The sequence below is a fragment of the Microbacterium schleiferi genome (genome assembly GCF_020781975.1).
In the GTDB taxonomy this organism is placed as follows: Bacteria; Actinomycetota; Actinomycetes; order Actinomycetales; family Microbacteriaceae; genus Microbacterium.
Map to the genome: position 1 here is coordinate 176114 of NZ_JAJGNI010000008.1, position 23626 is coordinate 199739.

Sequence of the window (23626 nt, forward strand, 5' to 3'; positions counted from 1 at the left end):
CGACTGTCAGACGGCCGCGAGCACTCCGGACTCTTCGCGAACGCGGATAGCGCGGTTCACGCCCGAGACGATCGCCTTCAGCGACGCCGTCGAGATGTCGCCGTCGATACCGACACCCCACAACCGCTCACCTTCGACCTGCAGTTCGACGTAGGCCGCGGCCTGCGCGTCACCCCCGGCGCTGAGAGCGTGCTCGACGTAGTCGTAGACGGTGACCCCGAAGCCGTGTTCGCGCAGCACCTCCAGGAACGCCGCTACTGGTCCGTTGCCGTTTCCGCGCGCCGAGACCTCGGAGTCGCCGTCGCGGAGCTTCACGTCGAGGACCACGTCACCGGTCATGTCGCTTTCGGTGCGGGTGGAGAGCAGTTCGAAACGGCCCCAGCGCTCGTCGGCGACGGAGCTCGGCAGGTATTCGTCGGTGAAGATCGACCAGATCTGGTCGCTGGTGACCTCGCCGCCCTCGGCATCCGTCTTTGCCTGCACGACGCCCGAGAACTCGATCTGCAGTCTCCGCGGCAGGTCCAGGGCGTGGTCGGTCTTCAAGAGGTACGCAACGCCACCCTTGCCGGACTGCGAGTTCACGCGGATGACGGCCTCGTACGAGCGGCCGAGATCCTTCGGATCGATCGGCAGGTAGGGCACAGCCCATACCAACTCATCGACGCCGACGCCCTGCGCCGCGGCGGCGGCATCCATCGACTCGAAGCCCTTCTTGATCGCATCCTGGTGCGACCCGCTGAAGGCGGTGAAGACGAGGTCGCCAGCCCAGGGACTGCGCTCATGCACGGGCAACTGGTTGCAGTACTCGACGGTGCGCTTGACCTGGTCGATGTCGCTGAAGTCGATCTGAGGGTCCACCCCCTGCGTCAGCAGGTTGATCCCCAACGCGACCAGGTCGACGTTTCCGGTGCGCTCGCCGTTACCGAACAGGCAGCCCTCGATCCTGTCGGCCCCGGCCATGTAGCCGAGCTCGGCAGCCGCGATCGCCGTGCCGCGGTCATTATGCGGATGCAGCGAGATCAGGACGTTCTCGCGGTGGTTCAGGTGGCGGCTCATCCATTCGATGGAGTCGGCGTAGACGTTCGGCGTTGCCATCTCGACCGTCGCCGGCAGATTGATGATGACCTTCCGCTCAGGCGTCGGCTCGAAGATCTCGAGAACCTGGTTGCACACATCGACGGCGAACTCGAGCTCGGTGCCGGTGTAGCTCTCAGGCGAGTACTCGTAGAACACCTCCGTGCCCGGAACCGTCGCCTCGAACTTGCGGCACAGGCGAGCACCTTCGAGGGCGATGTCGATGATCCCCTGCTTGTCGGTGCGGAACACGACATCGCGCTGCAGGATGCTCGTCGAGTTGTAGAGGTGCACGATCGCGCGCTTCGCGCCGCGGATCGATTCGTAGGTGCGCTCAATGAGGTGCTCGCGCGCCTGCGTCAGAACCTGGATAGTCACGTCGTCGGGGATGACGTCGTCTTCGATCAGGTGACGCACGAAGTCGAAGTCCGTCTGGCTCGCGGACGGAAAGCCCACCTCGATCTCTTTGTAGCCCATCTTCACCAGCAGATCGAACATGATCCGCTTGCGCTCGGGGCTCATCGGGTCGATGAGCGCCTGGTTACCATCGCGCAGGTCTACGGCGCACCAGCGCGGTGCCTGGGTGATTGTCGCGTCGGGCCACGTGCGGTCGGGAACCGACACGCGGATCTGCTCGTGATAAGGAACGTACTTGTGCGTCGGCATCCCCGACGGCTGCTGAGTGTTCTTCATGGTGTCGCTTCTTCCTGCTTCTGGCTCGAGGTGAACGGGCCGACACGAAGCTCCGCGACGAGGTAGGCCCTAGATGGCCCCGCCGCGGCAGCTAAGAAGAAGCGAGAGTGCACGCATACCGCGATGTTATCAGCAATTCGTCCCCTGATCCGTGAGACGTTTCTTTCGCGCTCGACACAGTATGGGTATGAGGATCACTGCTCGTCTCGGTACTGCCGCGCTCGCCGCTGCGTCGCTCCTGCTGATCACCACCGGATGCGCCAGCGGGTCCGGTGCATCCGGCGGCTCACTGTCGACCACACAAATCAGCCCGCCGGACGGCGAAGTGGTCGGCACGGGAACTGTGCTGGATGTCGCTGGGGATGTGGCGCTCTGCCTCGGCCCGATCGCCGAGTCCTACCCGCCGCAGTGCGACGGGTTGCCGCTCATGGGCTGGAGTTGGGAAGGCGTCGACGGGTTCGAGGAGTCGGGGGACACGCGGTGGGGCACCTATGCCGTCTTCGGAACGTTCGACGGCGAGGTCTTCACCGCCACCCAACCGCCGATCATGCTTGCGCTCTACGATCCGATTCGCCCAGAGGACCCGACGGGAGGAGTCCCGGGCGAAACGCCAGTCGCAGAGCTCGACGAGATCGCACGTGAGCTGCCGACCGAGCTCGGTGATCTGCTGCTTGCGACCTGGACGCAGGATGGCTACGTGTGGGCGCAGGTGATCTGGGATGACGGCACCCTGCAGGATGCCGCAGATGCCGAATACGGCGACGGCGTCGTCATCGTCCAGTCTGCTCTCAGACCGATCGGCTGAGGCGGGATCTGCACGTGAGGTCAGAAACCGAGGCGACCGAGCTGCTTCGGGTCGCGCTGCCAGTCCTTGGCTACCTTGACGTGCAGTGACAGGAAGACGCGGGATCCAAGCAGTGGTTCGATCTGTTCGCGGGCAGCGGCACCCACGCGCGCGAGTCGGGAGCCCTTCTTGCCGATGATGATCGCCTTCTGACTGTCGCGTTCGACCACGATGTCGGCGTAGACGTCGATCAGGTCCGAGTCCTCGCGCGGTTCGACATCCTGAACGACGACGGCGATGGAGTGCGGCAACTCGTCGCGCACGCCATCGAGCGCGGCCTCCCGAATGATCTCGGCGATCCGGTCGTCATCGGCCTCGTCCGTGACGACGTCGTCGGGGTAGAGGGCCGGGCCTTCGGGGAGCATCTTCAGGATCTCGTCAGCCAGAACCCCGAGCTGATCGGCTGTGACCGCCGAGAGCGGAATGACGGCCGCCCAGTCCTCGCGCAGGGCGTCGACCTCCATGAGCCGCTCCGTGATCTGATCGCGGGATGCGGCATCGGTCTTGGTCACGAGGGCGATCTTCTTCGCCGAGGCGTAACCGTCCAGGGACTCGGCGATCCGCCGATCTCCGGGCCCGACCTTCTCGGTCGCCGGAGCGCAAAAGGCGATCACGTCGACATCCCCGAGGACCTCTTCGACAAGATCGTTCAGGCGCTGACCGAGGAGGGTGCGCGGGCGGTGCAGACCGGGGGTGTCGACGATCACGATCTGCCCGCCGGGGCGGTTCAGGATGCCGCGAATGGCGCGCCGGGTGGTCTGCGGCTTGTCGCTGGTGATCGCGATCTTCTCGCCGACGAGGGCGTTCATGAGCGTGGACTTGCCGACATTGGGGCGCCCCACGAAGGTCACAAAGCCGGACCGAAAATCAGAGCCGGACCGATAATCGCTGCCGCTCACGAGCGCACCTTCCGCTCAGATGATGTCTCGGATGCCGCCACTGAGCCATCGCCCTCAGCAGCGGCCTCGCTCTCCGCGGCATCGGCCCGGACGGGGATGCGCTCCACAAAGACGGTGGTGATGCCGCGACCCTTGCCGCGGGATGCGCCGCCAGTGATGCGCAGCCCCTCGAAGTCTGTGACCGCTCCGGGCTGCGGCACCTTGCCGAGCTGCTTGCCCAGCAGTCCCCCGATCGAGTCGACCTCGTCGTCTTCGAGATCGAGGTCGAAAAGCTCCCCGACCTCGGCAAGGCCGAGTCGGGCACTGACGCGGTAGCGCCCCTCGGCGACCTCGGCTATTTCGGTGGCCCGCGGGTCGAACTCGTCAGCGATCTCGCCCACCAGCTCCTCGATCAGGTCCTCGAGGGTGACAAGGCCCGAGACCCCGCCGTACTCGTCGACCACCATGCACACGTGCACGGCTTCGCGCTTCATCTGCTGCAAGAGGGTCTCGGCTCGCATCGATTCGGGGACAAAGACGGCCGGTCGCGCAAGTTGCGAGATCGCAGCAGCACGCCAGCCAGCCTCGTCGCGATACGCGAACTGCACCAGGTCTTTGAGGTAGAGCATCCCGATGACGTCATCGGCTTCGTCGTCGACCACCGGAACGCGCGATACGCCCTTGTCGAGGAACAGCTCCATCGCGTCCTTCGTCGTCGTGTCTGCCTCGACTGTCACCATCTCTGTGCGCGGAATCATGACCGCGCGCACATACGTATCGGTGAAGTCGAACACGGAGTGAATCAGTTCGCGGTCATCCTCTTCGATGAGGTCTTGTGACGCGGCTTCATCCACCATGCTGAGCAGCTGCTCTTCGGAGGCGAACGACGAGCCGCGGGCTACGCCGGGTGTCACCCGGTCGCCGAGCGCGACGAGGCCGTGAGCGAGCGGGCCCAGCACGATGCGCATCGCACGGATGACGGGTGCAGCGCCACGGAGCAGCCCCTTGGCGTGAAGGCGCCCGACGCTGCGCGGGCTCGCGCCGACCACGACGAACGAGATCCCCGTCATGATGATCGCGGCAGCGAGCATCGCCCACCAGATGCTGTCGAACAGGATCGTGAGTGCGACAGTGACCAGCACCGCCGCGGTGGTCTCGGACAGGACGCGCATGAACCCGGCGGCGTTCGCATGGGCCGCCGGATCGTCCGCGATGCCGCGAAGGAACGCAGCATTGCGTCCGGACTGGCTCATTTCCTCGAGGTCGGATCGCGAGGTCACCCCGAGGGCTGCATCCACCGCCGCCATCAGACCGCCGAAGGCGACCAGGAGTGCAGCTGTAGCCAGCAGGAGGGCCGCGGTCACGGCTTGAGGCGGCGGCGTTCGGCCGCGTGGAATCGGACGATGAGGTCTCGTTGGAGGGCAAACATCTCCCGTTCCTCCGCCGGCTCGGCGTGGTCGAAACCGAGCAGATGCAGAAGACCGTGGGTCGTGAGCAGGATCAGCTCGTCCATCGTGGAGTGACCGGCAGCCTGAGCCTGGCTTTCAGCTACCTGCGGGCAGAGCACGATGTCCCCCAGGAGTCCTTCCGGCGTCGGGGCATCTTCAGTTCCCGGCCGCAGTTCGTCCATGGGAAAGCTCAGCACATCCGTTGGGCCAGGCTCGTCCATCCACTGGACGTGCAATGACTCCATCGCGCCCTCGTCGACCAGAAGGATCGCGAGGTCGGCATCCGGGCTCACGAACAACTCGGCGAGGTTGTTCTCGGTGAGTCGCAGGAGGACCGTTTCGTCGACGTCGATCCCGGACTCGTTGGTGATTTCGATCGTCATCGGCGTCCTCGTTTGGGCATGTGATCGCGTGGTCCTGCGGGCCGGCTTGCCCCGCGGCGCTCGGCACGATTGCTGAGCTCGCTCGCCTCGTCGCGCTCTCGCTTCGCGGACAGGCGCCGCTCGTCGTACTCGGAGTAGGCGTCGACGATCCTGCCGACGAGCGAGTGGCGCACGACGTCGTCGCTCGTGAGATACGCGAAGTGGATGTCGTCGATCGTGCTCAGCACCTTCGTGACCAGGCGCAGACCCGATGCCCCCTGCGGGAGGTCGATCTGAGTGATGTCTCCTGTCACGACCATCTTCGTGTTGAAACCCAGGCGAGTCAGGAACATCTTCATTTGTTCCGGTGTGGTGTTCTGGGCCTCGTCGAGCACGACGAACGAGTCGTTCAGTGTGCGCCCGCGCATGTAGGCGAGTGGCGCGACCTCGATTGTTCCTGTCGCCATGAGCTTGGGAACGATCTCCGGGTCCATCATTTCGTTCAGCGCGTCGTACAGGGGACGCAGGTACGGGTCGATCTTGTCCGTCAGCGTTCCCGGCAGAAAGCCGAGGCGCTCCCCCGCCTCGACGGCGGGCCGGGTCAGGATGATGCGGCTGACCTCTTTACGCTGCAGCGCCTGCACCGCCTTGGCCATCGCCAGATAGGTCTTGCCGGTACCCGCCGGTCCGATGCCAAACGTGATCGTGGTGTTCTCGATCGCATCCACGTACGACTTCTGCCCGAGTGTCTTCGGACGAATCACCCGACCGCGGCTGGAGAGAATCGCTTCGCCCAGGACCTCGGACGGACGTGGGTTGCCATCGCTTCGCAGGATACGGTTCGAGCTGGATACGTCAGCTGGCGCGAGATCGTGACCGGTGCGCGTCATCGTCAGGAGTTCCTCGACGAGCTCTCGGGCCGCGGCCACAGCTGCGGCGCTTCCCGCGAGAGTGATCTCGTTCCCGCGCACGTGCACGTCGACATCCGGGTGCTCCCGCTCGACCACGCGCAGCAGCCTGTCTTGGGGCCCGAGAAGCTGGACCATGGCTACACCGTCGGCGAACAACCGCTCCGTGACGCGATCTCCGGATTCCGCACTGTTGTCCGAATCAGCCACCGAGACTGCCTTCTGCAAGGTCGCCGCCGAGCACGTGGGCATGCACGTGGAAGACCGTCTGCCCCGCGCCGGGACCGGTGTTGAAGACCAGTCGGAAATCGCCGCTGCCATGCTCTGCGGCGACATCCCCCGCCACCGCCACCATCTCGGCGAGCAACGCAGGATCACCCGCCGCAAGCTCGGTGACATCGCGGTATTCGGCGGTCTTCGGAATGACCAAGAGGTGCAGCGGCGCCTGCGGAGCGATATCCCGGATGACGAACACGTTCTCGGTCTCGCTGAGGATCTCTGCGGGAATCTCGCCACGCAGGATGCGGGTGAAGACGGAGGGTTCGCTCATGCGCTCAGTCTACCGACGGCCTCTCCGGCGGGCCCAGCTACCACTTGCACGATCACCACCGGCCGAGCGTGCTGCTGAGCACAGCGATTGCCGCGGGTCCCGCTGTGGAAGTACGCAATACATGCTCGCCCAGGCGCACGAGCGTCGCGCCCGCAGCTTCGAGGGACGTCAGCTCGCCTGCGTCGATCCCGCCCTCGGGCCCGACGACGATAGCGATATCGCGGCAGTCGGTCGGGTCAGGCATCCATTCGCTGAGACGCAGCGCCGCTGTCGGCTCCAACACGAGCATCCGGGTCGCCGCGGCCCGCTCGCACAACTGTGCAGTCGTCAGCGGGCCGCCGACTTCTGGAAGCCACGCACGGTGCGCCTGCTTGCCTGCTTCCCGCGCGATCTGACGCCAGCGCGTGACACCCTTCTCACGCTTGGCCGCGTCCCACCGCGAAACGCTGCGGGCAGCTTGCCACGGCGTGATGACATCCACGCCGAGTTCGGTCGACGCTTGGACCGCGAGTTCGTCGCGGTCGCCTTTCGCAAGAGCCTGCACGAGCTCGATCCGCACGGATGGACGCGGTACCTCCTCCCGGTTCGTGACGCGAACCAGGACCTCGCGGGCTGCGACGAGCTCGCAGGCGCCTTCGAGCCACACTCCGGCTCCGTCACCGAGCGTGACCGTTTCTCCGACGCGGACCCGACGCACCGTGGCGGCGTGGTGCGCCTCAGCGCCGGTGAGGGTCACGGTCTGGCCGGTATCGGCATCCAGCGGTTCGTCGACGACGAAGTGAAGCGGCACGATCAGCCGTTCCGGAACCGATCGCGCAGCTTCGAGAACAGACCCTGATGGAACTCCGCCAGGTGAGGCGCGGGAGCCTTCGTGCGCTTGGCGAACTCCTCGATGAGGCCCCGTTCCTTGGCGTCGAGCTTCGTGGGCGTGACCACGTGCACGCCAACGCGCAAGTCACCACGCTGATTGCCGCGCAACGGTGTGATGCCTCGACCCTTGATGGTCAGCACATCGCCCGACTGGACTCCTGGACGCACCTCGAGGTCCACCGGCCCATCGAGGCCCTCGATCGTCGTAGCCGCGCCGAGAACGGCATCCGGCATCGACACTTCGAGCGTTGCGAGCAGGTCGTCACCTTCGCGGCTGAATACCGGATGCGTCGCGACGGAGACCTCGATGTACAGGTCGCCCCGCGTCCCACCGCCAGGGCCGACTTCGCCCGATCCGGGAAGCTGAAGCCGCAGGCCCGTGTCAACACCGGCCGGGATATCGATCGACACGGTGCGACGAGCGCGAACGCGGCCCTGCCCCTGGCACGTCGCGCACGGGTACGGGATGGTCGTGCCGTACCCCTGGCACGTGCCGCACGGTTGGGAGGTGACGACGTTGCCAAGGAGGCTTCGAACCGTGCGCTGGATGTGACCCGTGCCGTGGCAGATATCGCAGCGAACCGGTGTCGTCCCAGGCTGCGTGCACGAGCCGTTGCAGGTCTCGCACATGACAGCGGTGTCGACGTCGATGTCGCGATGCACACCGAACACCACATCCTTGAGGTCGAGGTCGACGCGAACCAGCGCATCTTGCCCGCGCTCCTTCCGCGACCGCGGGCGCCCGCCGCGGGCCGCGCCACCGCCGCCGAAGAAGCTCTCGAAGATGTCGCTGAAACCGCCGAAGTCGCCGGCACCGCCGAAACCGCCGTTCTGGCCGCCGCCCATGTCGTAGCGCTGCCGCTGCTGCGGGTCGCTGAGGACGTCGTAGGCGTGCGTCACGAGCTTGAACCGCTCAGCAGCCTCTTCCCCCGGGTTCACGTCGGGGTGAAGCTCCCGCGCCAGGCGTCGATAGGCCTTCTTGATCTCTTCGGGCGACGCGTCTCGCGACACGCCAAGGACCTCGTAGTGGTCAGCCACGGTCACCTTTCTGCATCCCGCGTGTGGTCGCGGGCAGTTCGTACGGGCTCATCGGCCCTTCTCGTCCTCAGCCAGCAGTCCGGTGAGGTAGCGCGCTACCGCCCGCACCGCCGCAAGGTTGCTGGGATAGTCCATTCGGGTCGGACCCATCAGGCCAACACGGGCTCTGGCGCCCGTCGCATCGTAGTCACTCGCGATGACAGATGCCTCAGACAGCCCGAATGCCTCATTCTCGCGTCCGATGCTGGCCGCCAGCCCGTTGTCGTCGGCGACCATTTCGCCCATCAGGCGAAGGATGGTCACCTGCTCTTCGATCGCCTCCAGGAGCGGGTAGATGCTTCCCCGGAAGTCGCTCTCGCGCCGGGCGAGATTTGCTGCGCCGGCCATGACGAGCCGATCCTGTCGAAACTCGTCGAGCTCCTCCTGGACGACCCGAAGAATCTCGGTCACCGCCGACTGGTGGGCGGTTCGCGCGTCGCTGTCGGCTTGCTCCTCGACGCGCTTCGCGCCCTGACGCACGCTTCGCCCAACGAGCAGTGTCGACACCTCGGCGCGCACGCGTGCGAGATCCGTCTCGTCGAGGGCCACGGTCAGAAGCGCAAGTCGCTGCGACACGCGTCCGGTGTCAGTCACGACGATGACGAGCACCCGGGAAGGCTCGAGCGCAACGAGCTCGACGTGCGTGATGGTCGCCTTGGAAAACGAGGGATACTGCACGATCGCCACCTGACCGGTGAGCTGCGTGAGTGCCCGCACGGTTCGCGCCAGCGCATCATCGAGGTCACCGGGCCCCTGCAGGAAGCTCGCGATTGCGGCGCGCTGGGCGGGCGAAAGAGGCCGGATTTCGGCGAGGTGGTCGACGAAGACGCGGTACCCCTTGTCGGTCGGGACGCGGCCCGAGGAGGTGTGGGGCGCCGCGATGAGTTCTTCGTCTTCGAGAAGCGCCATGTCGTTGCGGATGGTGGCTGCTGATACGCCGAACGCGTGGCGCTCGACGATGGCCTTGCTTCCGACGGGCTCGCGGGTATCGACGTAGTCCTGCACGATCGCCCGGAGCACCTGAAGCCCACGCTCGCTGACCATGTCGCCTCCTTCCGCATCCGGCGTCGGCCGTCTGAGCGGCTCGACGTGGCACTGGCACTCACATCCTCAGAGTGCCAATTCTAGCGGATGCCTCTCCCCCGCGCCCCAGATCACGACGTCAGTGCGCGCACGACAGCGTCGGCCAGCAATCGTCCGGCGCGTGTGAGTACGAGGTTCCCGCGAACCGCCCCGCGGCCGTCCACGAGTCCGTCCGCGACGAGACCGGCGACGGCTTGTCGGCTTTCCGGTGCCAGCTCCGACACGGGCAGGCCCTCGACCGTACGCACCCGCAGCATCACCCGCTCAAGCAGTCGTGCATCCTCGTCGGGGATCTCCGAACCGGCCCCCGGCGAGTCACCGGCAGCCAGCCGCTGCGCGTAGGCGGCAGGATGCCGGACGTTCCAGAATCGAACCCCTCCGACATGGCTGTGAGCACCGGGACCGAACCCCCACCAGTCGTGTCCGCGCCAGTAGGCGAGGTTGTGCCGCGAGCGATCGGCGGGAGTCTTCGCCCAGTTGGATACCTCGTACCAGCCGTAGCCGGCTTCCTCGAACGCGGTGTCGGCGTGCTCGTACATGGCGGCCTGCAGGTCGTCGTCGGGTGTGCTGAGTTCTCCGCGTCGGATGCGGCGCTCCAGAGCGGTGCCCTCCTCGACGATCAGCGCGTAGGCCGAGATGTGGTCGGTCTCCAACGCGAGCGCGGCCTCGATGCTGCGTCGCCAGTGATCGAGCGTCTCTTCCGGGGCGCCGTAGATGAGGTCGACGCTCACTGACAGTCCGCTCTGCCGTGCCGCGCTCACCGCCGTTGCGACGTTCTCGGGCCGATGCGTGCGATCGAGCGTGCGAAGAACCTCCGGCACGGCCGACTGCATTCCGATGGACAACCTCGTGACTCCCGCACTGGCCAGTTCCTCCGTGACCTCGGGAGTCACGGTGTCGGGGTTTGCTTCGACGGTGACCTCGGCATCCGGCTCGAGCCCGAACCGATCCCGCAGGGTTGACAGGATGACCGCCAGATCGCGGGCGGGAAGCAGGGTCGGCGTTCCGCCCCCGAAGAAGACCGTGTTCAGCGGGCGCGGATGCGCGGAGAGCACACCCGAAGCAAGGTCGATCTCGCGAAGGAGCGTCCCTGCGTAGTCCTCGCGGCGCGCGCCACGCAACTCCTCGCCCGTATAGGTGTTGAAGTCGCAGTACCCGCAGCGAACGCGACAGAACGGGATGTGGACGTAGGCCGACAGCGGCGTGGCGGGGTCGATGACCGCACCGGGGAGCGATCCGTCGCGCGGAACGGGATCGCCGAGGGGAAGCGCTGCGCCCATCAGGGAGCGAACAAGGGCGATACCGCCGTCAGGTAGGCCCGGAAGAGCCGGCGCCGCCGCCCGCGAACGAAGCGCGGTACGAGCCGGTAGAGCGCCGAGACGGGGCGATCGAATGCGCGCACGGTGAACCAGACCTCGTCGTTGTCGCGCCACTCGATCAGGAACAGCTCCTCGCCGCTGACGACAGAGCCACCAACGGTGCCGAGCGCGAAAGCCGTGCGCCGGGGTTCTTCGACGGCCAGGATGACACGCAGTTCGGCATCCGCGCGGTATCCGCTGAGCCGGCCGGTGACGTGCACGGTCGCGCCGGCACTGACATACGGAGTGCCCTCGGCATCAAAGCGCTGCTCGGCTTCGCGACGCGACGGCGCGATCGGTGCGCCATCCGAGTCGTACGCGACCCCGGCGTAGCCGGACCCGGATGCCGGGCGGATGTCTGCCAACGACAACCCGGCGCCACGCAGCGGCGCCCACGCCAAGAGTGACTCGGTCGCCGACTCGAATCGTGCCTGGCCGCTTCCGATCCGCCAGGACTCTTCGGCGGGAATGCTCTTTTCCGGCGGGTACTGCATGAGGTCGGGAGCCTGAGTGGCCCCGACTGCTGCATAATCGACGGTCTCGTCCCGGAAGGTTCCGCGGCGCATGGCGATCAGACTACTTCTCTTTGCCCTCGACGTCGCCCGAGAGGGCTGCGATGAACGCCTCCTGTGGCACTTCGACGCGACCCACCATCTTCATGCGCTTCTTACCCTCTTTCTGCTTTTCGAGGAGCTTGCGCTTGCGGGTGATGTCACCGCCGTAGCACTTTGCCAGCACGTCCTTGCGGATCGCGCGGATGTTCTCGCGAGCAATGATCCGCGCTCCGATGGCGGCCTGGATGGGCACTTCGAACTGCTGGCGCGGGATGAGTTTGCGCAGGCGCTCGGTCATCATCGTGCCGTACCCGTACGCCTTGTCGCGGTGGACGATCGAGCTGAAGGCGTCGACCTTCTCGCCCTGTAGCAGGATGTCGACCTTGACGAGGTCGGCGGTCTGCGACCCAGCCGGCTCGTAGTCGAGGCTCGCGTAGCCTTGCGTCTTCGACTTCAGCTGGTCGAAGAAGTCGAAGACGATCTCACCGAGCGGCATGTTGTAGCGCAGCTCGACGCGGTCCTCGCTGAGGTAATCCATGCCGAGGAGCGACCCGCGTCGGGACTGGCACAGCTCCATGACGGTACCCACGTAGTCCTTGGGCAGCAGGATGCCGACCTTCACCACCGGTTCCGAAACCTCGGCGACACGGCCGTCGGGGTATTCGCTGGGGTTGGTGACCGTCACGGTTTCTCCGGTGTCGGTCGTGACCGTGTAGGTCACCGACGGCGCCGTGGTGATGAGGTCGAGGCCGAACTCGCGGGACAGACGCTCGGTGATGATTTCGAGGTGCAGGAGGCCGAGGAATCCGCAACGGAATCCAAAGCCCAGCGCCACCGAGGTCTCGGGCTCGTACTGCAGCGAAGCGTCCGAGAGCTTGAGCTTGTCGAGCGCTTCGCGCAGATCCGCGTAGTCGCTGCCGTCGATCGGGTAGATGCCAGAGAAGACCATGGGCTTCGGGTCGGTGTAGCCCGGGAGTGCGTCGGATGCCGGCTTTCGCTGGTCCGTGATTGTGTCGCCGACCTTCGACTGGCGGACATCTTTCACGCCCGTGATCAGATAGCCGACCTCCCCGACGCCAAGACCCTTGGTCGGGGTCGGCTCGGGGCTGGAGACCCCGATCTCGAGCAGATCGTGCGCCGCCCGCGTTGACATCATCTGGATGCGCTGACGCGGCTCGAGCTTGCCGTCGACCATTCGCACGTAGGTCACGACGCCTCGATAGGCGTCGTACACGGAGTCGAAGATCATGGCGCGGGCCGGCGCATCGGCGTCACCGGTGGGTGCCGGAATTTCGGCGACGAGCCGGTCGAGCAGCTCTTCGACGCCCTGACCGGTCTTGCCGCTGACGCGGAGCACATCGGCCGGGTCGCCGCCGATGAGGCTGGCGAGTTCTGCCGCGTACTTCTCGGGGTCGGCGGCGGGCAGGTCGATCTTGTTGAGCACGGGGATGATGTGCAGATCGTTCTCGAGCGCCAGATAAAGGTTCGCCAGGGTCTGCGCCTCGATGCCCTGCGCAGCATCCACGAGCAGGACCGCACCCTCGCACGCTGCGAGCGACCGTGAGACCTCGTAGGTGAAGTCGACGTGACCGGGAGTGTCGATCATGTTGAGGGCGAACGTGCCGGCATCCGTCTGCCAGGGCATCCGCACCGCCTGGCTCTTGATGGTGATTCCGCGCTCGCGTTCGATGTCCATGCGGTCCAGGTACTGCGCGCGCATGTCGCGATCGGAGACGACACCCGTGATCTGCAGCATGCGGTCGGCCAGGGTGGATTTGCCGTGGTCGATGTGCGCGATGATGCAGAAGTTGCGGATCTGCGCGGGCGGCGTGGCTGCCGGCTGCAGCGGCGTGGAGGCACGGGGGGACATATCCGCACGATTCTACCGGCGTGCGCACTGTCGCATCGCCCCTGCCTCGGGGCGGCGGCGGGCTACTCTACCGACATGGCGGTCGCGGTGGTTCTCGTTCACGGCATCCGCACCTCCCACACGATGTGGCGGGCGCAAGAGCAGTACCTAACCGAACGCGGTAACCCCGTGACAGCCGTCGACCTCCCCGGGCACGGGTCACGGATGAGCGAGACGTTCTCACTCAACGGTGCGTTCGCAACGATCGATGGGGCCGTTCGCCGCGCCGCCGAGGAACACGGCACCGTACTGCTCGTCGCTCACTCGATGGGCGGACTGCTCTCGATCGAGTACGCCGGGCAAGAGGATGCCCCTCCGATCGCCGGCCTGATCGCCGCATCATGCACCGCGATCCCGCGCGGTGCCGCTTTGCAGACGTACCGACTGCTGGCGCGGGGCTTCGATTCGCTTCCGGATCGCGGAGCGTGGCTGAGCGAACGGGTGTTGGATGCCACCCTGCCGCCCGAGACGCGGGCGGACTTCGGCGCCGGGGGCTATGCACTCGACGCGCAAGACACGGCGCTGCGTAGCCTGTCGGTGCTGGATCTGCTGTCTGCACTGGGGCGTATCGGGGTTCCGCTGTGGTTCGTGAACGGACAGTTCGACCAGTTGCGGGTCAACGAGCGCCTGTTCACGCGGGTCGCACCGGATGCCGAGCTGATCGTTGTGCCGCGGACCAGCCACTTGGTCACTGCCATGCGACCGCGCGTGTTCAACGCTGTCCTGAACCTCGCGCTCACGACCATCGAACAGACCTGGTAGACTCGCTGATTGGCTTGTGTGTGGGTTTAACCCTCACGATCGCCGGTGGACGCCCCTCTCTCGTCGCCGGCAGTCCATCCATCACTCGAACGAAAGAACGTCTCCACGTGGCGAACATCAAGTCGCAGATCAAGCGCAACAAGACCAACGAGAAGGCTCACGAGCGCAACAAGGCAGTCAAGAGCGCGCTGAAGACCGAGGTGCGTCGCACCCGCGAGGCCATCGCCGCCGGCGACAAGGCCGCCGCCGAGAAGGCTCTGGCCACGGCGACCAAGAAGCTCGACAAGGCCGTCAGCAAGGGCGTCATCCACGCCAACCAGGCTGCCAACCGCAAGTCGTCGATCGCCAAGCAGGTCGCGGCGCTCTAAGCGTTACGGTTCATACAAAGCCCGCCCTTCGGGGCGGGCTTTGTCGTTTCTCCGACCGTCAGCTCCCGAACTCGCTGCGCGTCGCGACCACCGTGACGAGCCGCTCGAGAGCGAAAATCGGGTCACGCGAGGCGCCCTTGACCTCGGCATCCGCTCGCGCCGCTGCCTGAATCGCCCGCCCGAGCGACTCCTCGTTCCACCCCGCGAGATCCCGGCGAGCCCGGTCGACCTGCCAGTCCTTCACGCCGATCCGGGCAGCGATCGCGGCGGATGACTCGCGCAGGCCGGCAACGCGCGCCATCGTTCGCAGCTTCGACGCGATCGCCGCGACAAGCGGCACCGGGTCGGCCCCGCTGGCTAAGGCGTGCCGCAGCGTGATGAGCGCCTCGCCGTAGCGTCCCGCGATAGCGGTGTCTGCCACAGCAAAGGCCGTGGTCTCAACGCGACCCCCGTAATACCGCCGCACGATCTCTTCGGTGACATCGCCATCGACATCCGCGATCAGCTGCTGGCATGCTGCAGCAAGCTCTGTCAGATCGTCGGAGAATGCCGAGACGAGGGCGCGGAGGGCGGCAGGCGCGATGCGCTTGTTCGCAGCGGCGAACTCGGCGGCGGCGAAGTCGTACCGGTCGCTATCCCGCTTGATGGCCGGGCATGCGATCTCGACGGCATCCGCCGCGCCGCTGCGGATCGCATCGAGCAGCTTCTTTCCTCGCACACTCGCGCCGGTGTGCCGGAGCACGACGGTTGCGCCTTCCTGGGGTGCCTCGAGATAGGAAAGCGCTTCGGTGAGAAACGAGTCGGATGCCTTCTCGACCCCGAACACGCGCACGAGGCGCGGCTCGCCGAAGAGGGAGGGCGAGGTGACGGTCAGCAGCGTTCCCGCGAGGTAGTCGTCGGCGCGGAGGTCGGTCACCTCCACTGCCGGATCCTCGGCGCGCACGTAGTCCCGCAGGCCCGCGATGGCTCGCTCTGCACAGACGTCTTCGGGACCTGACACCAGCACGATGGGCGCGGGACGCGGATCGCGCCACGGCACCTGCCGGATCGCCGACTTCGAAGTACTCGAGCGACGGGGTGCGGCCATGCCGAAAGCCTATCCGCCACCCACGACAGACGCGGTGCGCTCCCGCCACAGGGCGAGGGTGTCGCCCTCTCCGACGACCGCGACGATCCCATCTTGGTCGGTGCGTCCGACGGCGCTGCCCTGCAGCATCGCCAGCGTCGTTGCGGTGGGGTGCCCATAGGTGTTGTCGGCTCCCACGCCAATGAGCCCGATGCGCGGTGCGATCTGGTCGTACAGGCCAGGGTCCTGGTCAGCGCTGCCGTGGTGCGACACTTTGACGACCTCGACGGCGCCGCGAATGCTCGCGCGCAGCATCCGTTGCGGATCCGCCGAGAGATCGCCGAGGAAGAGCGATCGGGGGACGCCGCCGCCTTCGATGCTCACGGTCACCGACGAGTCGTTACCCGCAGCGAACAGTGCTGTCGCGCGCGGCCAGACCACACTCCATCGCGCGCCTCCGAGCGTGCCCGTCATGCCCTCCTGCGCCGATACCACTTCCGCTCCAGCTTGCGCGAGATCTGCCAAGAGCCGTTCGTCGGCACTTCCGTCCGTCGGGCCGTGGAGCACGGTGGCGGCGCGACCTATCACCGCCTCGGTGCCGCCCACGTGGTCTTTGTCGAAGTGAGTCAGCACGAGCAGGTCGAGCCGTGTGACGCCGACTCTGTCGAGGCATGCGCTCATCAGCGCGGGGTCGTGGCCCGTGTCGATGAGCGCCGTGACTCCTTCGCTACGAACGAGCACCGCGTCGCCCTGGCCCACATCGCACATCAGAATGGACCAGTCACCGGGGATCCCCCACCTCTGCGTGATCGTGGTGACCACCGTTGTGCAGGTGAAGACGGTGACGACAGCTGCGACCAGGAGCGCCGAACCGCGGCGGATGCGGGCGGACCGTCGATTCTGTCCTGGTAGGCCCAGCGCGAGGGCGACGAGTGCGCCCACCAGAGCCAGTGAGAGTGCACCGACCAGCCCGTCCGCCCAGGGAATCCGCGCGAAGGGCAACCCGCTGGCGACATCCGCGATCCCGGCGATCCACGTCGCCGGGAGCCACGCGAGTGCCGCCAGGCCGCTTTGAAGCACAGGGAATGGCGCGGCAAGGCAGGCGGCGAGCCCCAGCACCGTCGCTGCAGGGGCGGCGGGCGCTGCGAGCAGATTCGCTGGCACTCCCCAGAGCGGCACCGACGGATCGATCAGCACCAACAGCGGACCGCACGCCAGTTGCGCGGCAAGCGGCACCGAGAGGGCGAGCCCTAGCGGGGCAGGCATCACTCGCGTTAGCCCCGATGCGAGCGGCCGGGCGAGCGTCAGGAGGGCGGCCGTGGCAGCCACCGAGAGCGCGAACCCCAGAGAGCCCGCCAACCAGGGGTCGGCCAGGAGCAGGATGACGACGGCCGCGCTCAGCAGGGCGACACCGGCGCCAGCGCGACCCAGAAGAACGGCGATCATGGCAATTCCGGCCATCATCGCGGCACGAACGACACTCGGCTCCGGCGTGACCAGAATGACGAACCCGACGAGCGCGCCGAGACCTGCGATCACACGCACGCGGCGGCCTGCTCCCAGCCCAGCCGCAACGACGAATGCGATCCCCACGACGAGCGCACAGTTGGCGCCAGAGACCGCGGTGAGGTGGGACAGCGAGGATGCCTTCATGTCGGCATCCGTCTGGGAGCTGACAGCTGACGTGTCCCCTACCGCGAGCCCCGGAACGAGCTCTCCCCCGCCGCCGGGAAGCCCCGCCGCGGCGCGGACGAGCGACTGCCGCAGGTCGGCTGCGAAGCGCAGGATGCCGGTTGGCGGTTCGACGATCTCTGTCTCGTGCGCCAGGATCTGCACGACAGCACGATCGCCCGGATACGCCGGCCTGCTCGTTCCGCTCATGCGCACACGTGCGCCGACATCCAGCGCGCTGCTGGCCTGCTCGCCCGACACGCGAACTGCCGCGTCAGTCCACCCGGTGAGAGCACCTCCATCGGTTCCGAGGAGTCGAATCGAGGCATCGAACGCGCGCTGACCGCCAGCGCGTGGCTCGACTTTCCCGCTGACGATCGCCTCGACCTCGACCACACGCGAGCCGCTCCCGAAGGCTTCTAGCGCGGCATCCCGCCCAGGCTGCGCCAACAACACATGGATGCCGACCGCAGCGCCCGCCGCGAGGGCCACGACAACAACAGACAAAACGCCCACGCTGGCCGGGGCACGCCGAGTCACGCCACCGAACTCCGGCGCAACGGTCGACGCACGCCGTCGCGAGAGCGCACCGAGCACAACGCCCCCGCCGATGCCGGCCGCCGCCAGCGCCCCGACCGTCATCGGCGCCAGCGCAGGAGCGTTCACCAGCACGAAAGCCGTCGCCCACGCCACCACTGCGGCCGGCACGAGCCGCGCGGCCCGCCACCGCCGCCCTCCCCTCAGCACACGATGCCCCGCTCACACCGTGACGAGATCACGAATGGACTCGAGCATCTTGGGTCCGATCCCCGACACCGACAACAGGTCATCGACGCTCGCGAACCGCCCGTTCGCCTCCCGCCACTCGATGATCCGTCCGGCAATAGCCGGCCCCACGCCTGGAAGCGTGTCGAGGGCTGCCTCATCCGCAGTGTTCAGATTCACGCGGCCGTCCGCCGCGACACCCGCGGGTCCAGCCGCCGACACCTCCCCCACCCGCGGCACGATCAGCTGCTCGCCGTCCGACACGGGACGAGCAAGATTGACCCCAGACGTGTCGGCATCCTCGGCGAATCCCCCTGCCGCGGCAACGGCGTCCACGACCCGCGAATCGGGATGCAACACGTATAGCCCCGGCGCATTCACCGCGCCCGAGACGTGAACGTAGAGCGAGGCGGACGCCGTCGCCACCGTGACAGGTGCCGGAGTCATCGACTGAGCGGATGCCGCACCCCGAACAACCCCGACGATCACCGCGATCGAAAGGCCGCCCAGGGCGAGAATCACGACCGCACCGACACCCCAGCGACGTCGATCCTCGCGTGCAAGCCCACCCACACCGCGACGCTAGAGGCATGGCTCAACCCGGGATCGACGCATCGACCTGGGCGGTGCAGAAGCTCTCGCAGACCTCCCGTGGGGAGGAAGGCGTCAGTTCGTGCTGAAGCTGACGACCTTCGGAGCGCGAACGATAGCGCGCGTGATCTCGCGCCCGGCCAGCGAACGAACGACCCGCTCGTCTGCGCGAGCCAGCGCCTCCAGGTCGGCACCGTCGATCTTGGCCGAGACTTCGAGCGTTCCACGCACCTTTCCGTCGATCTGCACAACTGCCGTGACCGTGTCCTCGACCAGCAGCGTCGGATCGGCCTGACGCCACCCGACTAGTCCGACGAAGGGCTCGTAGCCGAGCGCTTCCCACATCTCCTCTGCCGTGTGCGGGGCGAACAGGTCGAGAATCATCGCCACCGCTTCGGCCGCTTCCCGGACGGCAGGGTCCGCGGGTCCCGCACCGGTGTCAATGGTCTTACGGATCGCGTTGACCAGTTCCATCAGGCGAGCGACGACGACGTTGAACTTCGTCTGCTCGATCAGACCCGGGGCTTCGGCCCAGAGGCGGTGGGTGACGCGGCGCAGCGCAACATCGCCCTCAGCCCACACGACATCCGGTTCGCTCGTGACGTCTTGCGCGATCCGCCACGCACGCGAGAGGAACTTCTGCGCACCCGTCGTGGAAACGTCAGCCCAGTCCTTGTCGTCCTCGACGGGGCCCGCAAAAGCAAGAGCCACGCGCAGCGCGTCGGCGCCGTGCGTCGCGAGCTCCTCGTGGAAGAGCACGAGATTGCCCTTGCTCTTCGACATCTTCGTGCCGCCCAGAATCACCATGCCCTGGTTGATGAGGCTTGAGAAGGGTTCGGTGAAGTCGACAAGTCCCATGTCGAAGAGGACCTTGGTGATGAACCGCGCGTAGAGCAGGTGCAGGATGGCGTGCTCGACGCCTCCGATGTAGAAGTCCACCGGCGCCCAACGCTGTGCCTCTGTCGGGTCGAACGCCACCGAGTCATTGCCCGGAGACAGGAACCGGAGGAAATACCACGAGCTGTCGACGAACGTGTCCATCGTGTCGGGGTCACGGAGAGCCGCGGCACCGGTCTCGGGGTCGGTGGTGGCCATCCACTCCGATGCTGCGCCCAGCGGCGACGTTCCCTTGGGCGCCAGGTCGAGGCCGTGTGCGTCGGGAAGCCGCACGGGCAGCTCGTCCTCGGGCACCGGCACGATCCGACCGTCCTCGGTGTGCACCATCGGGATCGGCGTTCCCCAGAAGCGCTGGCGGGAAATGAGCCAGTCGCGCAGGCGATAGGACTTTGACGCGCGACCGGTTCCGGCAGCTTCCAGCTCCTCGGTGATCCGCGTGATGGCATTGCGCTTACTCAGCCCATCCAGCGACCCGGAGTTGATCAGACGCCCCTCACCGGTGAGCGCCACACCCGTCTTCGCGGGATCGATCGATTCGATGTCATCGGCATCCTCCGACAGCGGCCCGTCTTCAGCGATGACCGGAATCGCGCCGGTGGCAGGTGCCGTCGTGTCGACCACAACACGGATGGGGAGACCGAACTCCCGCGCGAAGTCGAGGTCACGCTGATCGTGTGCTGGAACTGCCATGACCGCGCCGTGGCCGTAGTCGGCCAACACGTAGTCGGCGGCCCAGATCGGCAGACGCTCACCGTTGATCGGGTTGATCGCGTAGCGGTCCAAGAACACGCCGGTCTTGGGGCGATCCGTGTTCTGACGCTCGATCTCGGTCTGCTTCTGCACGGTCTCGAGGTAGTCCTGGAACCGCATCCGTACCTCGGGCGTTGAGCCGGATGCCAGTTCCGCAGCCAGATCGCTGTCGGGAGCGACAACCATGAAGGTTGCGCCGTACAGCGTGTCGGGCCGGGTCGAGAAGACCGTGACCTTCTCGGCGCGACCCTCGATCTCGAAGTCGATATCGGCACCTACTGAACGGCCGATCCAGTTGCGCTGCATCTGAATGACCTTGTGAGGCCAGAAGCCCTCAAGCTGGTTCAGGTCATCGAGCAGGCGATCGGCGTAGTCGGTGATGCGGAAGTACCACTGCGTGAGCTTCTTCTTGATGACTTCAGCGCCGCAACGCTCACAGTGGCCGTCAACGACCTGTTCGTTTGCCAGCACCGTCTGGTCGACCGGGCACCAGTTGACCGGGCTCTCTTTGCGATACGCCAGCCCGCGCTCGAACAGCCGCTGGAACAGCCACTGGTTCCACTGGTAGTACTCCGGGTCGCTGGTGTGCAGCACCCGATTCCAGTCGAACGACACCCCGTAGGAACGGAAACCGGCCTTCTGCTGGTCGATGTTCGCGTAGGTCCACTCACGCGGGTCGGCCCCGCGCTTGATCGCCGCGTTCTCTGCCGGCAGACCGAATGAGTCCCACCCGATCGGGTTGAGCACGTTGTAGCCGCGGTGCCGCCAGCTGCGGGCGACGATGTCGGAGTAGAGGTAGTTCTCGGCGTGCCCCATGTGCAGGTCACCCGACGGGTACGGGAACATCGCGAGCACGTACTTGCGCGGACGTGTGTCATCGGCCCCACCCGCGCGGAACGGATCGGCGGCCGCCCAGCGCTCCTGCCACTTGGCCTGGACCGCTTGCGGGTCATACCCGCCTTCAGGACCGTGGGCGGCAACGGTGTCGGTAGGGGCCATCTGACTCACGTAACAGGTACCAATCGGGAAGCAGGAAAGACGCGCGAAAGCGCACCATCCAGGCTACCGGATGCCTGGAATCACGCGCCCGGGGCTGCTGTCACCCAGCTCGGCGGGACGGATGCACCAAGAGCGGCGAGTGGTCCACGCGCTTTCACGACGACCTCCGCTACCTCCGACGATGCCTGCGAGAGCCAGGTGATGCCGCCGCCCGCGCCGACGTAGGCGTGATCCTGCTCGATGACAATCGATCGAATCACCATCGCGAGGTCCAGGTCTCCCTGCGGTGAAATCCAACCGAAGCATCCGGCGAAGAGACCCCGCGGCGCACCCTCGAGTCGGTGCAGAATTGACATCGCTGAAAGCTTCGGCGCACCCGTCATGCTGCCGGCAGGAAATGTCGCGCCGAGCAGGTCGCCGACCTGGATGTTGGGGCGGAGGTCGCCCGCAACCGTGCTCACGAGTTGATGCACGGCTGGATAGGACTCGACGTCGAAGAGTCGCTCGACAGTGACGGTGCCGGTCTGGCAGATGCGCGAGAGGTCGTTTCGCATCAGGTCAACGATCATGACGTTCTCGGCCCGCTCTTTGACGTCAGCGCGCAGATCTTCAGCGAGTTCGGCATCGACTTCCGCGTCAACCGAGCGAGGACGGGTTCCCTTGATCGGGTGAGTCCGAATGCGGCCGTGGTCGGCCTCCAGAAACTGCTCGGGACTCGCGCTCAAGAGCGCTCGGTCGGCGATCCGCACGAAGCCACCATGGTGAGCACTGACTCCTCGTCGCAGGCGCCGGTATGCAGCCAGCGCATCGACGGCGCCTTGCACCTCGAATCGCGTCGTGAGGCACAGCTGGTAGGCGTTTCCCTGGCGGATCTGCTCGCGGCACTCCTCGATCAGAGCGGCATAGGTGGTCGCGTCGTGTCGTGCTGACGCCACCACCGGCGTCGGCTGGGGAATCTCACCCGGACGCGGCAGGTCCAGGAGGCCCGCAGCGAGCTCTCCAGCGTCACCCGCCGCAAACACTGTCGCGATGGATGCCGCATGGTCGAACTCGACGACAGCGCGCACCTGCATCCATCGGGCGTCGCCGCCCGAGTCCGGGAACGATGGCGCCCCCGCCCGCCGCGCACCGGCGTCGTAGTCGAACCAGCCAACCCATGCCCCGGGCCGCGGGCCACGCTCACCCGAGCGCGAGTCGTCCTCGGCAGCACTCCCCCGCAAGACCACCCGCTCGACAGCATCCGAGGCGACGGGCTCACCAATACCAACCCAACTCTTCCCGGTGGTCGCACCGGGGCCGGCATCCAGCCAGAACGCGTTCTCGTACCGATGCGCCCATCCGCAGAAGACCTGCTCGGGGTCACGCCACGCCGCCAGCGGAACGTTCGACGGCGGCGTGGTCACGCCTCACAGGCTAAACGCTGTCGGCGGCTCTACGCTTCAAGGATGAACGAGTGGCTCACGTGGCTGCTGGATACGGTGCAAGCAGTCGATCCGGTGGTGCGCACCCTCGTGGCAGGTCTTGCCATCATGCTCGAGACCAGTGTTCTGGTCGGACTCGTGGTTCCGGGCGACACGATTGTGATCATCGCCGGCACCGCTGTCGGCAGCCCGTGGGAGGGGGTGGCGCTGGGGGTCGCAGTCGTGATCGGCGCGCTCATCGGCGAAAGCATCGGTTTCTGGCTGGGACGATTCCTCGGCCCGCGCATCCGATACTCACGCCTCGGTGCCCGCATCGGTGAGCGTTCGTGGATCAGGGCCGAGCTGTACGTCAACCGGCGTGGTGGGATCGCGATCTTCCTGAGCCGATTCCTGCCGGTCTTGCATTCCCTGGTGCCGTTGACGGTCGGGATGACCGGCTTCGCGTACCGGCGGTTCCTCGCGTGGACAGCGCCTGCCTGCATCCTGTGGGCGACGATCTACGTCTCGGTCGCGTCGGCCGCAGCGGGGACCTACCGCGACCTCGCTGACAGCGCTCACTACGCCGGATACATCTTCGTCGCCGCCATCGCGCTGTTCATCCTGGCGATCTACGTGGGCAAGAAAGTGCTGCACCGCATCGAGCGGCGGCACATGGATGCGGGTGACGAGCGCACTCCGTCGGAAGATGCCCCACGAAACCCGACCCTCGATGGCATGACAGACTGAAC

General features: G+C 66.5%; 21 protein-coding genes. 4 read left to right on the top strand and 17 right to left on the bottom strand.

The annotated features are described in order from the left end of the window. Positions 1 to 6: 6 nt before the first annotated feature. Positions 7 to 1767 (bottom strand): 2-isopropylmalate synthase, encoded by a 1761-nt coding sequence (gene leuA, locus LL236_RS11285; RefSeq protein WP_228178910.1) that lies wholly within the window; start codon positions 1765 to 1767, stop codon positions 7 to 9. A gap of 187 nt (positions 1768 to 1954) precedes the next feature. On the opposite strand from leuA, the gene LL236_RS11290 reads away from it, so the two are divergent. After that, positions 1955 to 2572 (top strand): hypothetical protein, encoded by a 618-nt coding sequence (locus LL236_RS11290; RefSeq protein ID WP_228178921.1) that lies wholly within the window; start codon positions 1955 to 1957, stop codon positions 2570 to 2572. A gap of 20 nt (positions 2573 to 2592) precedes the next feature. Here LL236_RS11290 and era read toward each other — a convergent pair whose 3' ends face one another. The 11 genes from era to lepA all read right to left on the bottom strand — a co-directional run bounded on the left by era (position 2593) and on the right by lepA (position 13569). Next, positions 2593 to 3510: a GTPase Era gene (gene era / locus LL236_RS11295; RefSeq protein ID WP_228178923.1), complete on the bottom strand. Its 918-nt coding sequence runs from the start codon at positions 3508 to 3510 to the stop codon at positions 2593 to 2595. Next, a complete protein-coding gene (locus LL236_RS11300; RefSeq protein ID WP_228178925.1) occupies positions 3507 to 4853 on the bottom strand; it encodes a hemolysin family protein in 1347 nt (448 codons plus the stop codon). The genes era and LL236_RS11300 overlap by 4 nt, the downstream gene beginning before the upstream one ends. Next, positions 4850 to 5320, bottom strand: a complete 471-nt coding sequence (ybeY, locus tag LL236_RS11305) for an rRNA maturation RNase YbeY (RefSeq protein WP_228178927.1) — start codon at positions 5318 to 5320, stop codon at positions 4850 to 4852. Before ybeY ends, LL236_RS11300 begins: the two co-directional genes overlap by 4 nt. Continuing rightward, positions 5317 to 6345 carry a PhoH family protein gene (locus tag LL236_RS11310; RefSeq protein ID WP_228178983.1) on the bottom strand — a complete coding sequence of 343 codons (1029 nt, stop codon included), beginning with the start codon at positions 6343 to 6345 and terminating at the stop codon, positions 5317 to 5319. The genes ybeY and LL236_RS11310 overlap by 4 nt, the downstream gene beginning before the upstream one ends. A gap of 64 nt (positions 6346 to 6409) precedes the next feature. Beyond that, a complete protein-coding gene (locus LL236_RS11315; RefSeq protein ID WP_228178928.1) occupies positions 6410 to 6757 on the bottom strand; it encodes an HIT domain-containing protein in 348 nt (115 codons plus the stop codon). Positions 6758 to 6809: 52 nt separating this feature from the next. Then, the gene (locus tag LL236_RS11320; RefSeq protein WP_228178929.1) at positions 6810 to 7547 is read right to left on the bottom strand and encodes a 16S rRNA (uracil(1498)-N(3))-methyltransferase; all 738 of its coding nucleotides are present in this window, start codon (positions 7545 to 7547) and stop codon (positions 6810 to 6812) included. Between the two features lie 2 nt (positions 7548 to 7549). Next, entirely contained in the window at positions 7550 to 8665 is a 1116-nt protein-coding gene (gene dnaJ, locus LL236_RS11325) for a molecular chaperone DnaJ (protein ID WP_228178930.1), read from the bottom strand. Between the two features lie 48 nt (positions 8666 to 8713). After that, on the bottom strand, positions 8714 to 9748 hold the full coding sequence (hrcA, locus tag LL236_RS11330) for a heat-inducible transcriptional repressor HrcA (protein ID WP_228178931.1): 1035 nt from the start codon (positions 9746 to 9748) through the stop codon (positions 8714 to 8716). Positions 9749 to 9858: 110 nt separating this feature from the next. Next, complete coding sequence (gene hemW / locus LL236_RS11335; RefSeq protein ID WP_228178932.1) at positions 9859 to 11067, bottom strand: radical SAM family heme chaperone HemW; 1209 nt, start codon at positions 11065 to 11067, stop codon at positions 9859 to 9861. Further along, positions 11067 to 11711: a DUF1990 family protein gene (locus tag LL236_RS11340; RefSeq protein ID WP_228178933.1), complete on the bottom strand. Its 645-nt coding sequence runs from the start codon at positions 11709 to 11711 to the stop codon at positions 11067 to 11069. The genes hemW and LL236_RS11340 overlap by 1 nt, the downstream gene beginning before the upstream one ends. A 10-nt stretch (positions 11712 to 11721) precedes the next feature. After that, a complete protein-coding gene (lepA, locus tag LL236_RS11345) occupies positions 11722 to 13569 on the bottom strand; it encodes a translation elongation factor 4 (protein ID WP_228178934.1) in 1848 nt (615 codons plus the stop codon). Between the two features lie 75 nt (positions 13570 to 13644). Between lepA and LL236_RS11350 the strand changes: the two genes are divergently transcribed. Beyond that, on the top strand, positions 13645 to 14370 hold the full coding sequence (locus tag LL236_RS11350) for an alpha/beta fold hydrolase (protein WP_228178935.1): 726 nt from the start codon (positions 13645 to 13647) through the stop codon (positions 14368 to 14370). 107 nt (positions 14371 to 14477) lie between these two features. Then, positions 14478 to 14738, top strand: coding sequence for a 30S ribosomal protein S20 (rpsT, locus tag LL236_RS11355; protein WP_228178936.1), 261 nt, complete (start codon positions 14478 to 14480; stop codon positions 14736 to 14738). A 58-nt stretch (positions 14739 to 14796) separates the two neighbouring features. Here the strand turns inward: rpsT and holA are convergent, their stop codons facing one another. The 5 genes from holA to LL236_RS11380 form a co-directional block, all read right to left on the bottom strand. Next, on the bottom strand, positions 14797 to 15825 hold the full coding sequence (gene holA, locus LL236_RS11360; RefSeq protein ID WP_228178937.1) for a DNA polymerase III subunit delta: 1029 nt from the start codon (positions 15823 to 15825) through the stop codon (positions 14797 to 14799). A gap of 9 nt (positions 15826 to 15834) precedes the next feature. Continuing rightward, entirely contained in the window at positions 15835 to 18183 is a 2349-nt protein-coding gene (locus LL236_RS11365) for a ComEC/Rec2 family competence protein (RefSeq protein WP_228178938.1), read from the bottom strand. A 51-nt stretch (positions 18184 to 18234) separates the two neighbouring features. After that, on the bottom strand, positions 18235 to 18813 hold the full coding sequence (locus LL236_RS11370) for a ComEA family DNA-binding protein (protein WP_228178939.1): 579 nt from the start codon (positions 18811 to 18813) through the stop codon (positions 18235 to 18237). Between the two features lie 93 nt (positions 18814 to 18906). After that, positions 18907 to 21477 (bottom strand): leucine--tRNA ligase, encoded by a 2571-nt coding sequence (leuS, locus tag LL236_RS11375; protein ID WP_228178940.1) that lies wholly within the window; start codon positions 21475 to 21477, stop codon positions 18907 to 18909. 80 nt (positions 21478 to 21557) lie between these two features. Further along, positions 21558 to 22880, bottom strand: a complete 1323-nt coding sequence (locus tag LL236_RS11380) for an anthranilate synthase component I family protein (protein ID WP_308017275.1) — start codon at positions 22878 to 22880, stop codon at positions 21558 to 21560. 42 nt (positions 22881 to 22922) lie between these two features. On the opposite strand from LL236_RS11380, the gene LL236_RS11385 reads away from it, so the two are divergent. Continuing rightward, positions 22923 to 23624 carry a DedA family protein gene (locus tag LL236_RS11385; RefSeq protein ID WP_228178941.1) on the top strand — a complete coding sequence of 234 codons (702 nt, stop codon included), beginning with the start codon at positions 22923 to 22925 and terminating at the stop codon, positions 23622 to 23624. The last annotated feature ends 2 nt before the right edge of the window (positions 23625 to 23626 follow it).

Bases quoted from the DNA above. Each gene is read 5' to 3' on its own strand.
- leuA (WP_228178910.1), bottom strand. From the start codon at position 1,767: ATGAAGAACACTCAGCAGCCGTCGGGGATGCCGACGCACAAGTACGTT.
- LL236_RS11290 (WP_228178921.1), top strand. From the start codon at position 1,955: ATGAGGATCACTGCTCGTCTCGGTACTGCCGCGCTCGCCGCTGCGTCG.
- ybeY (WP_228178927.1), bottom strand. From the start codon at position 5,320: ATGACGATCGAAATCACCAACGAGTCCGGGATCGACGTCGACGAAACG.
- LL236_RS11310 (WP_228178983.1), bottom strand. From the start codon at position 6,345: ATGGTCCAGCTTCTCGGGCCCCAAGACAGGCTGCTGCGCGTGGTCGAG.
- LL236_RS11315 (WP_228178928.1), bottom strand. From the start codon at position 6,757: ATGAGCGAACCCTCCGTCTTCACCCGCATCCTGCGTGGCGAGATTCCC.
- hrcA (WP_228178931.1), bottom strand. From the start codon at position 9,748: ATGGTCAGCGAGCGTGGGCTTCAGGTGCTCCGGGCGATCGTGCAGGAC.
- hemW (WP_228178932.1), bottom strand. From the start codon at position 11,067: ATGGGCGCAGCGCTTCCCCTCGGCGATCCCGTTCCGCGCGACGGATCG.
- LL236_RS11340 (WP_228178933.1), bottom strand. From the start codon at position 11,711: ATGCGCCGCGGAACCTTCCGGGACGAGACCGTCGATTATGCAGCAGTC.
- lepA (WP_228178934.1), bottom strand. From the start codon at position 13,569: ATGTCCCCCCGTGCCTCCACGCCGCTGCAGCCGGCAGCCACGCCGCCC.
- LL236_RS11350 (WP_228178935.1), top strand. From the start codon at position 13,645: ATGGCGGTCGCGGTGGTTCTCGTTCACGGCATCCGCACCTCCCACACG.
- holA (WP_228178937.1), bottom strand. From the start codon at position 15,825: ATGGCCGCACCCCGTCGCTCGAGTACTTCGAAGTCGGCGATCCGGCAG.
- leuS (WP_228178940.1), bottom strand. From the start codon at position 21,477: ATGGCCCCTACCGACACCGTTGCCGCCCACGGTCCTGAAGGCGGGTAT.
- LL236_RS11385 (WP_228178941.1), top strand. From the start codon at position 22,923: ATGAACGAGTGGCTCACGTGGCTGCTGGATACGGTGCAAGCAGTCGAT.